The organism is Prevotella melaninogenica (assembly GCF_003609775.1).
GTDB classification, from domain to species: domain Bacteria; phylum Bacteroidota; class Bacteroidia; order Bacteroidales; family Bacteroidaceae; genus Prevotella; species Prevotella melaninogenica_A.
This window is the reverse complement of sequence record NZ_AP018050.1, coordinates 165,501-178,167: the sequence shown is the minus strand read 5'-3', so window position 1 is coordinate 178,167 and position 12,667 is coordinate 165,501. Positions and strand designations below refer to the sequence as shown.

Sequence of the window (12,667 nt, the reverse complement as noted above, 5' to 3'; positions counted from 1 at the left end):
TCATTGACAAGAAGGTATTGTAAAGACTATATGGAAATAAAATACATAAGGGTAAACATTGCATGTCCTATCTGCTTTATGCCGTATGGGAGCATAGCTATGGTATAACTAAATTTCTTTTAGAAAATGAAGCAGACCCTAATACGGTTTCTTCATTGACAAGTACACCCGATGTAATAGAGCCTCGTCTTCCTTTAGAAATTTCATGTTATGATGATTATGGCATGAACTACATGAAGTTATTACTCGAATATGGAGCTAATCCTAATGATACACAAGCGCAGTGTCCTCTATTTGCGGCTACATTATATGAAGTGACTTTGGATGTATTATCGTTTCTGGCTACTCTGCTACTTACAGACTGGAAACGGCTCACAGCTGCTTCTCATGGAATGATACAACCATTGGTGACGTAGTGAAAAAGCTATGCGAACAAGCGAAGGTGCAATTAGAGTTAAATCCAGAATTCAAAGAGAATAAGGACTATATCTGTCAATATGAAGAGTCCGACTTCGACTTTATCCGTCGTCTTGCCCATCAGTATCAAGAGTGGATGTATTACGATGGAACTAAACTAATCTTCGGAAAACCAAAGAAATTGGCTGACCCAATTAGGCTGGAATATGGCACGACGCTGTCGTCACTTGACATCGGTTTGCAGACCCTCGCACGTTCAGAGCAGGTGTTCTCTTACCACTCTGGTTCGGACCGTGAGATGGAGAGAATGACACCAGACCAAGCCATTGGACATGATAAACTATCAGGCGATGCCTTCCGTGCATCACTCGGGTTATTCTCCAAGCCAGCAAGACAGCGTGCATTGCCACGTATAAGTGATGAGTCAGAACTCATTAACTACATGGGGCGTAAGCAAGCGGCTGAGACGGCTGAGACACATTATATCACAGCAGAGAGTCAGGTGCCAACCCTGCGTGTAGGCTCTGTTGTAAGTCTTTACAGCTCATTCTTAGAGCGTATAGGAAATATATCTAAGGAGAGCTTGGGTAACTTTATCATTATTGAGATAACCCACGAGGTGAGCCAAGGTAGCTACTACAAAAACCGCTTTAAGGCTATCCCTGCAACGATAAAGGCACTACCAAGTCCAAAGGTACGTATGCCATTAGCCGAGACACAGATGGCAACTGTGCTTAGCAATGCTGACCCACAGGGCAAGGGTCGTGTTCGTGTGCGTATGAACTGGCAGACGAATGGTATGCAGACTGGCTGGGTGCGTGTAATGACACCAGATGGTGGTAGCAGTGACGATGTAAAGAGCAACCGTGGTTTTGTATTCATCCCAGAGGTAGGCGACCAAGTCCTCCTCGGCTTCCGCCATGGTGATCCAGCAAGACCATACGTTTTGGGTAGCCTCTTTAATGGAACAACTGGTGGTGGCGGTGGCCAGGGCAACAACTGCAAGAGCCTCACCACACGAAGCGGTAGTTCGCTTAAGCTTGATGATTCTGCAGGTAGCGTAACACTACACGATAAAGGCGGTGTAAGCATGAACTTTGATGGTGGAGGTAACTCTATGTTGAACGCAAAAGCTACTCACTCGGTAAGTGCAGGAAATAATGCTTCTGTGAATGTCGGTAAGGGAAAGTGTTTGCTAAATATGGACAGTGCAGGAAACATAACACTGGATGGAAATTCAACAATAACATTATCAGTTAAGTCAAGTAAGATTATAATAAATGAATCAAGCATTACGCTGGAATCTCCGAATATATATGTCAAGGGAACAACACAGACTGTTGTCGGACCAAATGAAAATTTGGGTGTAACCGTTTCAGCTGATGGTCCTGTAGACATTGTGGGTAACCCTGTCAACATTAACCAAGAGAAAGGCGGAGTTGTCAATATTAAATAACACGTAGATAATGAGTTTAATAGATCGATTACACGGTCACGTTCAAGAAGGTGGTCTGACACAAAGAGACTATAAGTACCGTTGTGTACAGACCATCACCACGAAGCTTGACGAGATACCTGTCAGTACTATTGTCAGTAAGAAAGATTATTCTGTAGAGAGGTTCATGGATGCAGAGGGAACACAGGGCTTTGGCTTCAGTGTTAAAGATGACATTCCTTCTATTTTTCCAGAACAATATGTGGAGTCAATAACCTTAATTAATGAATTAGAGAATATGAAGGTCAATGCCATAATAGGTATTGACCCCGGTACAGGATTAATAACAAAGGTTCTCAATCATAACGAAATTACAGCATTATGGGATGAGGAGAAGAAACAGCTAACGGACAAATATAACTTCCTGAAAGGTACGGCAGGAAGTAATGCGCTGAACAATCTCATCAAACTGGAAGATAAGATAATATACCAGTATGATAAGTTTATGGAGAGTTTGATAGCCAATCCCTTTTACTCTATTTTCTTTGGTCAACATTTAGTTTCTGACCAGCTACGTGTTGGGAATGATATCATCCCTTACGCATCGCGCCTTTTCCCAGAAAACAAATTCAGTTTGGAAACACAACGAAAGTCTGAGGTTCAAGAAGATGGGACATTGTTATTGGAATGCAGTGGTAAAAATGCATCAGATTCTCGTTTTGACGAGACGATACGCAAAGCATACGATGAGAAGATAAAACCTTTGATACAATATAGCTTTACGCAGTATAACATCAACTTTACACAACAATCTTGGATTAATCAGGCTGAACGATGCCTTCAGAAAGGTTCACTGAGTGTTATAGAAGAAGTTACTGATAATGTCACATTGAGTGTCGACTTACAAATACGAAGACTGACTAATACAATTTAAATTATGGGACAATCCTATGTAAGACATGGTACGAATGTTGTTTGTACTAATATGACCTGCGGAACACCGCGAGAGATATGGAGAGTTGATAAGGATGGTAATGTTATCAATACTGCCTCAAAGCTGCCGTTACTGAATATTGATGACAAAAAAAACTCTGACACATTTGTTTGCAAAATGCCTATAAAGAAATGGGGAGGTCTGTTAACATTTCTTGCTGGCGTTGCAGTTGGAGCCTTAATTGTCGCTGCTGTTGTTGCAACTGGTGGTGTTGGTGCTGTCTTACTATCTGCTGTAGCTATCGAAGGTTGGATGGTGGGTGCAGCAATAGCTGTTGGAACTTCAGTAGCCATTTATGCAGGCTATAGAGGAGTGAAAGGGGTTGCCCATGATTGTGACAACACACTGGGGTCCTCTTGGAATCGATTTCATAATAATGTTTTTATAGAAAAACAGCATGCATTGTTAAATAAGTCGAAGATGATTTGTACAACGGGAGGAACAATTAATATCATTGTTAATCCTGAACAGGCTAAAAAAGCAGCCTTGTATATTACCGCAATGAATGCAGCAGAAATATATGTTCAGCTGAAAAGTAAATTCATTCAAGGTGCTATAGGTGGTCTTACAGGAGGAGCCAATCCTTTTGCTTTAGCCCTCTCAGTAGGCTTCTACACTGGTGCACTGAACTTTGGAGGCTTTGACTTTAGTGAGACAGACAAATCCAACCAAAAGTCTGATTCGATAGGGAATTTAAAAAATACTGGTACGACTACTGGGGTAGGAACTGGAGAGTCTGTTGTTGAAAGTAGTATCACTACAGGTGTAAAGGCAAATAAGGCAGGAGTGGGTGAGGCTGCAAGGATAGATGCACAGGTAACATCAAAAACAGGAGAGGCAAACATGAAAGGCTTGGAGTCTTTGGCTTATGGAACACAAGCTGCCGATGCAAGTGCGGATGCTGCTACTTGGGGATCTCAAGTAGCTACTCGTACATCAAATGGTGCAAGTGCAACTTCTATTGCTTCTGCAGAATTAGCAGAACAGATGTATAAAGAATCTTCTGAGGAACTGATGCATAAAGCTGCTCAAGCAGCACTCGAACAACAAGATATTCTTGCTGAAGCAGCAAGCATTCAGGGAGGAAAGACAGCTGCAGTAAAAGCCGCTAAAACAGGTGCATGGAAAGATGGCTTTAAGAATTTTGGAAAGTCTTTGGGGTTAGGTCTTGCAGGAGCTGCAGTTGGTTATGCGGTAGATGAAGGGTCAAACTGGGTAGAAAATAAGATAGAAGGAAAGACTAAAGAAATAATGAAGGAGTTAAATGATTCCGACGACAATGACACAGTAGGTAATGCAAACTATATGGGTATCATCGCAAATTCATAATATCAATGGCAAATAATTTTTCAATAGGAGGAATTAAAATATTCTCAACAGCAGGAACAGTCTTTGCATCTCTTGTAGGTGGACCACTACTTATCTTTATTATAACGAGGTTTACGCTTGGTGGAAATAAAGACGCTATCCCTTACGCAGATACGTATATAAAGAATTCGGACACAATAGTAGTAAAAATACCTATAAATCACCGTGAAATAGATACCGACGACGACGTCTTCACTACCAGCGGATGGTTTATGGGAGTAGCACAATCACGAATGGCAACTTATAATATGTATTCTTTCTATTCTCCTGAACATAAGAAATATTTAGGAGTTGTTACTTTTATAGGCGGTTATAATACTGTTCCAAGAGGTCATGGAGAGAAGCTTTGGTATGAAGACTTAGAAGATCATAGACTAACTTTTCTTTACTGGATTAAAAGTTTCTCAGCCTACGTAAATCGTCAGCAATGGCAGGATCCAACCTATGGCACAAAGGATAATCCTGTTCCCATCTTCTTTAAGAGATCACTCTCTGGTCATGAGAAATTAGGTGGTATGGATGATTTTATTACCATCAAGCCCAGTGTTAACAAAAAGTTTGTTGAACTTTATCTTGCGCATGAATTGTCTTCAAAAGAGTTTAACCGTCTTTATGGGGCGGACATGAAACGCTTGGGACTGACGGATTAAGTTAGGTGACAAGTGGACTGGTTGATATGTTGCTTGCAAAGCAAGAAATGTGAGTAAAAAGTTGAGAACGCTCCAGATTATTTGTACTTTTGTGATGAGAACAATGCAGACGTAATGCAAACGATATGAGTATCATCGCAAATTCATAATATCAATGGCAAATAATTTTTCAATAGGAGGAATTAAAATCTTCTCAACAGCAGGAACAGTCTTTGCATCTCTTGTAGGTGGACCACTACTTATCTTTATTATAACGAGGTTTACGCTTGGTGGAAATAAAGACGCTATCCCTTACGCTGATACGTATATAAAGAATTCAGACACAATAGTAGTAAAAATACCTATAAATCACCGTGAAATAGATATCGACGACGACGTCTTCACTACCAGCGGATGGTTTATGGGAGTAGCACAAACACGCTCTGCAACTTATAATATGTATTCTTTCTATTCTCCTGAACATAAGAAGTATTTAGGAGTTGTTACTTTTATAGGCAGCTATAATACTATTCAAAGGGGTAGTGGCGAAAAAATCTGGTATGATGACATAGAAGTTCAGAGACTAACTTTTCTTTACAGGATTAAAAGTTTCTCAGCCTACGTAAATCGTCAGCAATGGCAGGACCCAACCTACGGTACAAAGGATAATCCTGTTCCTATCTTCTTTAAGCGTGCGTTGTCAGGACATGAAACTTTAGATATGGATGATTTTATTACCATAAAGCCCAGTGTTAACAAAAAGTTTGTTGAACTTTATCTTGCACACGAATTGTCTTCAAAAGAGTTTAACCGTCTTTATGGAGAAGACATGAAACGCTTGGGGCTGAAGGATTAAGTTAGGTGACGAGTGGACTGGTTTACGAGTTGACAAGTTGCTTGCAAAGTAAGAAATGTGAGTAAAAAGTTGAGAACGCTCCAGATTATTTGTACTTTTGTGATGAGAACAATGCGGATGTAATGCAAACGATATGAGTATCATCGCAAATTCATAATATCAATGGCAAATAAATTTTCAATAGGAGGAATTAAATTTTATATCAATTCATATCTTTATACTTTTTCATAATGTAAAATGTGACAAGTCATCTGTAATTAAGGACTTTTGCTCTTGAAATAACTTTTCAGCTACTACATTTATAATGCTGATAGTTGATTTTAGATATTGATTTAAAGCTTGTTTTATGAGATAAGAATCTCTTTTTATGTAGAGAAACTTATCAATTAAATACTTATAAAATATTAAAACAGAAAAAAGCTGCCCATATCAATTAAAAATAATATATATTTGCACAATATCTTGGTGTGAAATGAACTATCTAAAACAGCCTTTGGATTTATCAGGGGCTTTAAATGGACAAATTCAACGATGTTCCTATGAGGAGTCAATAGCCCAACATCTCATGATGTTGGTGATTTCTCGTCATGATGAAGTGGAAGGAAGAGAGGATTACGGTTCGATTATATGGGACTTGGAGTTCAATCAATTTTTAAAAAACGAAGACTGGGAAGATAAGGTCAGACAGTCACTTGAAGCCACTATAATAAAGTATGAACCTCGTCTAAAAGATGTCCATGTAAGGGTGGAACTTACTGAGGTTGAGGAAGATGTCAGAGATAAGTTTCCTAATGCCCGAAAGTGTGTGCGCTTGTTAAGATTGGCAGATAGAAAAAAAGTGTAATATCAGAAGATGAAACGAATCACTATATTGAATTATTTAACACTCTTGTTACTTTTCTTCTGTTGCACGTCGTGTGACAGCAAACGAACTATGGATAATATGAAAAACGATTCACTTTTTGTATGGCAGCCCGCTTTAACGGCTCCCAAATATTACCCAGTAGAAGCCCAGTATGCTCGTGTCATGGTGGGTAAAGATATGAATATCTCTATGGGAGAAACCAATGTTGGTTATGGCCTCGGCAATGGATTCAGTACAATAGATTTTGGTGCAGGCGATGGTGGCCTTTCAATTCCTACGGGCTTAGACGTACTATGGTTATCTTTTGCGGAAAAGAAATTCTATCGTTTTAAGCAGGATTTCTCTAAGGAGATTCAAGAGAAGATACTGAAGTATTTTCAAAGGGGACTATATGATGACAAAGAGCGTTATAGCTGTTTTGTTGTAACTTTGTTGCCAGGAGGAAAGATATGGTTGTCTCTTGTCGGAACCAGTCTTAATAGGACGGTTTGTGACAGTCTGCAGGCAGAGGAGGTGTGGATGTCATTAAAGGATTTTAAAGAAGATTACTACCAAGCTTTTGGAACATTAGATAGTCTTTGTACAAGTGGTCTGTCAGACTATGATGGTGCTACGGAGAATCTGAATATAAATGGTATTCCTTTAGGTTTGTGGGACAAATACGCAAAGCGCTATCCTTACGATATAAATATAAGATTTGAAGATAAAAATGCAATCTTAAAGTCAGAGAGTCAACGTGCAGAGGAAGTTGATGCTGAAGCGGTAGCTTACTTCTCTACGGGAGAGTATTATGAGTTAAGACTTAACAAAGGTGTCTATGATAGACCTGCATTGCAGAAACTCATTCTCTCATGGTGTGTTGGTGAAACCTGTTATCATGGGGAGTTCTTTTTTGATGAAGAGGAAGTCTTGAAGGCTTTTCCTGCAGTATTTGCCTCTGATGGACAGATAATGGCTGGAAGTTTGAATATAGAAATCAGCAAATACAATAACCGTTTTATTATAAGTCTGGTCTCTGGAGGAAAACATTATCAGCTAAAGGATACAAAGATACATGTATTCTGCCAGAAGGGTGGAGATAATGAGTTTGACGCACAAGTTGTATATAATAATCATCGTGATATACACTCTGATGATATCCAATTTATAGGAGAGTAGCTGTATGGTAGGATATACAAATAGACTATGTGTTGTAGGCATAGATACTGCAAAGGGTTCAGACGTACAATATATGGATTTGACTATAGGTGTTTTCTTTGATGGAACGCTCAATAGTAAATATAATACCAAGTGGAAGTCTGTAGCAGGTAACGGCAAAGATAATAGTTATAATAATGACTATACCAATGTTGTTAAATTGTGGAGAGGTTATAATAGTAATAATTCAACATCCTATAAAGTATATATAGAAGGGGTTGGTACAGAATCTCCGCTGTCGTTAAATAGAAACGCATCATCTTCTAAAAAATATGCAAAGGAGAAAGATACTATAGATAGAGATGATAATGAGCCTTTGGTATCTTCTCAAAACACAGATTCGTTATTTGGTGCAGGTCTTGGAATGGGAGTTACAGGTATAAATGCTAAGATACATCGAGCTTGTATGTTAATAAACAATATAGTGTCAAAGGCCTGCTCGAATAAAAGAAAGAAGCTCAGAATACTGACACTGGACGTTTTTGGTTTTAGTCGTGGTGCGGCTTCTGCGCGTAGTTTCGTGTCTGGAATTTATTCTTTGACAAAACAAAGAAGCAAAGAAGCTGGATCGTATAATGTATCATTATCATCATGGCTATCTGTATATTCTTCTCCCCAAAAGCCTACGATAAACGTTCGCTTTCTCGGCTTATATGATACAGTTTCTTCGTATGGCTATTTTATAGACGATGATGTCGCAGAGTTAAGTTTAGGAATACCAAGTGGCGAACCAAATGTAAAATATATTGTTCAACTTTCAGCTGCTGATGAATATAGAGAAAAATTTCCTCTTACAAATATTCGTTCTGCAGGTGCGAGAGGACGAGAGATTATTTTACCAGGTGCACATAGTGATATTGGTGGTGGCTATTGTAGTGTTGAAACAGAAAGAATGTATTCTTCCTTACAAAAATCTTGGTTTGGGAGGGAGTCATATTTTCACGGTGATCTCAAATGCAGAGGTAATAAGACATATGATGAACTGGTTGCTGAAGGTTGGTTACCGATGGGATGGAATCAGCCTATATATAACCTTGACAAGTATGGTCGCAGCTTTGTAACATATAATAAATTCCGAAAAGTAAAAAATGATTATGCGAGGATTCCTCTTTATGTTATGTATGAACTTTCGAATCTCAAAGGGATACCATATAAGGCTACAATGATAAATGGTGATAGTACTATCAATGGAAATTATATCTATCTTAATTTGTTGAGAAATATGATACTCTCCAAAGTACGAAATAACCAGCCACTCTATGTGAAGACGATAAATAAAAAGAATCAAGACGGACTTGTCTTTATGGGAAATCAAGCTGATTTAGAACTCATTAAAAGAAATCGTTATGAGTTCATGCATTTGTCAGTTGATGGAACTTTTCCTGCAGGTGGTGCAGAAGATAATAATATACGAAAGATAATTGATGATACAGTTATGAAATGATGGTCTTGTTAAAGGACTAAGTAGCTCACACAAACGAGATACATTATTATTAGATATGAATATAAAATATGATAGATAAAAGGCAACAGAGTATAAAAGAACGTCTTAGAAGATTTGTAATGGATTTGTGGAACATTACGGATCTGCGGCAGATGGGTCCTGTTATTGATTTAATTCTTCACAAGTGCATTCGTGGGTGTAAAGCCCCAGGCGTGATATAGGAGTCTGCTGTTAATCTTTGTACATTTGTTTGTGGTTATTCAAATATACAATATTTATAGCGGTTTCTTTTTTATTTGTTTATCACTCCATTTTTGGAAGAACCTCATTTTTCTTTTATATCAATTCATATCTTTATACTTTTTCATAATGTAAAACGTGACAAGTCATCTGTAATTAAGGAGTATTGTTTTTGAAACCACTTTTCTGCTACAACATTTATAATGCTGATAGTTGATTTTAGATACAGATTTAAAGCTTGTTTTATGAGATAAGAATCTCTTTTTATGTAGAGAAGCTGCAAGTTCCAAAACGAAGTGCAATAAAAGAGTGTCCCTCTCCGAGAGATGCAGACGTTCTCGACGCGTAGCGAGAGGTTGTCTGCATCTCTCGGAGAGGAAAAAGAAACAACCAGCAATACAAATAAAAAAGGAGACCGAAGTCTCCCAAAGATTAACTAACTTTGTATTGCAAATGTATCATCAATTAATCTCGGAGCAAAGGTCGCAAATTTTTGCCTTACTCCAAAAGAAAACAGCGAGAAAAGAAATTGCCGAGATCGTCGGTATTAGTCAGTCAACACTCTCACGTGAAATCAAACGCAACAGTACGCCTTCGGGAAAGTATATCTGGACGAAGGCGCATGATATGGCTATGCAGCGCAGAAAGAGCACGGTAACTAACGCCAAACTCTCCGACGAATTAGTTTGGAGAATTAAAGAATATATTATCAACGACCAGTGGTCTCCAAGACAAATATCAGGGTATCTGCGCATAAATGAGAGTATAGAGGTCTCCCACCAGTCCATCTATAACATTATCCACAATGACACAACAGGGAAGCTTGCAGAGCACACAAGGCATAAGATGAAATACAGGCATCGTCCCCAAGGCGGACATCTTCCAATAAAGGACAGGGTGAGTATCCATGAAAGAAGTAAGGAAGTTGACGGGAAGAGATTCGGAGATTTTGAGATGGACTTGATCGTCGATCCTGCCCAGCACGCCATACTCACAATAGTGGAGAAATCCACCAATATGTTGTTTATGCAGAAACTGCCATTTGGAAAAATGTCAAAGCCTCTGGTAAAGGTGGTTAGGAAACTACTGCTGCCATACAAAGACAGCCTGAAGACAATTACAACAGATAACGGACCTGAATTTGCAGCACATAAGGACATCACAAAATACTTAGGAGTGCCCGTGTACTTCGCTGACCCATATTGTTCATGGCAAAAGGGAACTGTTGAGAATACAAACAAATTAATCAGGCAGTATATACCTAAAAAGGATTCGTTTGATAAATATACGGACAAGAGAATTATGTCCATACAAAAGAAATTGAACGAAAGACCAAGAGAAAAATTAAACTTTTCTAATCCAAAGTGCGAGTTCTTTAAACACGTTTTGTAATTTTGCACTTGCTGGTTGACTCTGCGAGCTTATCAATTAAATACTTATAAAATATTAAAAACAGAAAAAAGTTGCCCATATCTATTAAAAATAATATATATTTGCACAATATTTTGGTGTGAAATGAACTATCTAAAACTGCCTTTGGATTTATCAGGGGCTTTAAATGGACAAATTCAGCGATGTTCCTATGAGGAGTCAATTGCCCAGCATCTCATGATGTTGGTGGTATCTCGTCATGGTGAAGTGGAAGGAAGAGAGGATTACGGTTCGATTATATGGGACTTGGAGTTCAATCAAGTTTTAAAAAACGAAGACTGGGAAGATAAGGTCAGACAGTCACTTGAAGCCACTATAATAAAGTATGAACCTCGTCTAAAAGATGTCCATGTAAGGGTGGAACTTACTGAGGTTGAGGAAGATGTCAGAGATAAGTTTCCTAATGCCCGAAAGCGTGTGCGCTTGTGGGTAAGTGGTCTTATTGTCAGAAATGACCAGCAATTCAACTTCAATACACATCTTTATATAAGTCCAATATCACAGTAAGATTGGCAGACAGAAAGGAAAGTAAACTATAAGATGGGACGATTCAATATACTGAGCTATTTAACATTTTTGTTACTTTTCTTTTGTTGCACATCGTGTGATAGCAAAAGGGCAATGGATAATATGACAAACGATTCACTTTTCGTATGGTAGCCCGCTTTAACGGCTCCAAAATATTATCCCGTACAAGCCCAGTATGCACGTGTGATGGTGGGTAAAGATATGAATATCTCTATGGGTGAAACCTTCGTAGGCTATGGAGTTGCCAACGGAGTTAGTTTGATAGACTTTGATGCAGCCTTTGGTGGTCTTGAGATTCCTACGGGCTTAGACGTATTATGGTTGTCTTTCGCAGAGAAGAAGTTCTACCGTTTTAAGCAGAGTTTCTCCAAGGAGATTCAAGAGAAGACATTGAAGCTCTTTCAAAAAGGGAAGCATGATGACGATGGGCGTTATAATTGTTTTGCAGTTACGCTACTGCCTGGAGGCAGGATATGGTTGTCACTTACTGGAACCTATATTAATTCGATTGTATGCGATAGTTTACAGGGAGAAGAGGTGAAGATGTCTTTAAAGGACTTTGATGCAGATTACTACGAGGCTTTTAAAACATTAGATAGCCTTTGTGCATCTGGTCTGTTAGACTTTGATGGTGCTACAGAGAATCTGAAGGTAAATGGTATTCCTTTAGGTTTGTGGGATAAATATGCAAAGTGCTATCCATACGAGATAAAAATTACTTTCGAGGATAAGAGAGCGATTATCACTGCAGAAAGCCCACGCTCAATGGAGTTTGGAGTAAGGACAATCTGCTATTTCCCTATAGGCGAAGAATATGACCTAAAAGCTACGAAAGGGATTAAAGACATGGCAGCTCTAAAGAAGATGTATTTGTCATGGTATGTGGACGATATTGATTACACTGGAGAGTTTTTCTTCGATGAGAACGAAATCCTTAAAGTATATCCTGAAGTATTTGGACCGACAGGGCAGATGAAGCCTGGTGTGTTGAATATAGAGGTAAGTAAATATAATAATCGATTTAAGATAAGTCTTGTGTCTGGAGAGAAAAGCTATCAGCTGAAAGATACAAAGATACATGTGTTCAGTAAAAGACAAGATGAGGAAGATAGTAGCTTGCAGGTTGTTTATAACAATTATCGCGAGATACATTCTAAGAATATTCGGTTTATAGGTGAGTAGACACTATGGGAGAGTATACAAACCATTGATAGTCTTGTTAAAGGACCAAGTAGCTCATAGGAATGAGATACATCATTATTA

At 38.6% G+C, this 12,667-nt stretch carries 10 protein-coding genes and 2 pseudogenes; all 12 read left to right on the top strand.

Translation table 11 applies throughout. The features are described 5' to 3' along the window. Positions 1–50: 50 nt before the first annotated feature. A pseudogene (locus tag PMEL_RS07670) lies at positions 51–314 on the top strand (ankyrin repeat domain-containing protein); the annotation flags it as partial. A gap of 47 nt (positions 315–361) precedes the next feature. After that, entirely contained in the window at positions 362–1,873 is a 1,512-nt protein-coding gene (locus tag PMEL_RS07665) for a phage baseplate assembly protein V (protein WP_231999467.1), read from the top strand. A 10-nt stretch (positions 1,874–1,883) separates the two neighbouring features. Further along, positions 1,884–2,786 carry a hypothetical protein gene (locus tag PMEL_RS07660; RefSeq protein WP_120174784.1) on the top strand — a complete coding sequence of 301 codons (903 nt, stop codon included), beginning with the start codon at positions 1,884–1,886 and terminating at the stop codon, positions 2,784–2,786. Between the two features lie 3 nt (positions 2,787–2,789). After that, on the top strand, positions 2,790–4,175 hold the full coding sequence (locus PMEL_RS07655; protein WP_120174783.1) for a PAAR-like protein: 1,386 nt from the start codon (positions 2,790–2,792) through the stop codon (positions 4,173–4,175). A gap of 5 nt (positions 4,176–4,180) precedes the next feature. Beyond that, complete coding sequence (locus tag PMEL_RS07650) at positions 4,181–4,864, top strand: hypothetical protein (RefSeq protein ID WP_120174782.1); 684 nt, start codon at positions 4,181–4,183, stop codon at positions 4,862–4,864. A 154-nt stretch (positions 4,865–5,018) separates the two neighbouring features. Beyond that, positions 5,019–5,699 (top strand): hypothetical protein, encoded by a 681-nt coding sequence (locus PMEL_RS07645; protein WP_120174781.1) that lies wholly within the window; start codon positions 5,019–5,021, stop codon positions 5,697–5,699. Between the two features lie 472 nt (positions 5,700–6,171). Beyond that, positions 6,172–6,543: a GPW/gp25 family protein gene (locus PMEL_RS07640; RefSeq protein WP_120174780.1), complete on the top strand. Its 372-nt coding sequence runs from the start codon at positions 6,172–6,174 to the stop codon at positions 6,541–6,543. Between the two features lie 90 nt (positions 6,544–6,633). Beyond that, positions 6,634–7,722, top strand: a complete 1,089-nt coding sequence (locus PMEL_RS07635; protein ID WP_231999444.1) for a DUF2931 family protein — start codon at positions 6,634–6,636, stop codon at positions 7,720–7,722. A gap of 4 nt (positions 7,723–7,726) precedes the next feature. Beyond that, positions 7,727–9,205 carry a T6SS phospholipase effector Tle1-like catalytic domain-containing protein gene (locus tag PMEL_RS07630; RefSeq protein WP_120174778.1) on the top strand — a complete coding sequence of 493 codons (1,479 nt, stop codon included), beginning with the start codon at positions 7,727–7,729 and terminating at the stop codon, positions 9,203–9,205. 693 nt (positions 9,206–9,898) lie between these two features. Next, entirely contained in the window at positions 9,899–10,837 is a 939-nt protein-coding gene (locus PMEL_RS07625; protein ID WP_120173978.1) for an IS30 family transposase, read from the top strand. A gap of 123 nt (positions 10,838–10,960) precedes the next feature. Then, positions 10,961–11,383 carry a GPW/gp25 family protein gene (locus PMEL_RS07620; RefSeq protein ID WP_120174777.1) on the top strand — a complete coding sequence of 141 codons (423 nt, stop codon included), beginning with the start codon at positions 10,961–10,963 and terminating at the stop codon, positions 11,381–11,383. A gap of 171 nt (positions 11,384–11,554) precedes the next feature. After that, positions 11,555–12,586, top strand: a pseudogene (locus tag PMEL_RS07615) (DUF2931 family protein); the annotation flags it as partial. Between the last annotated feature and the right edge of the window lie 81 nt (positions 12,587–12,667).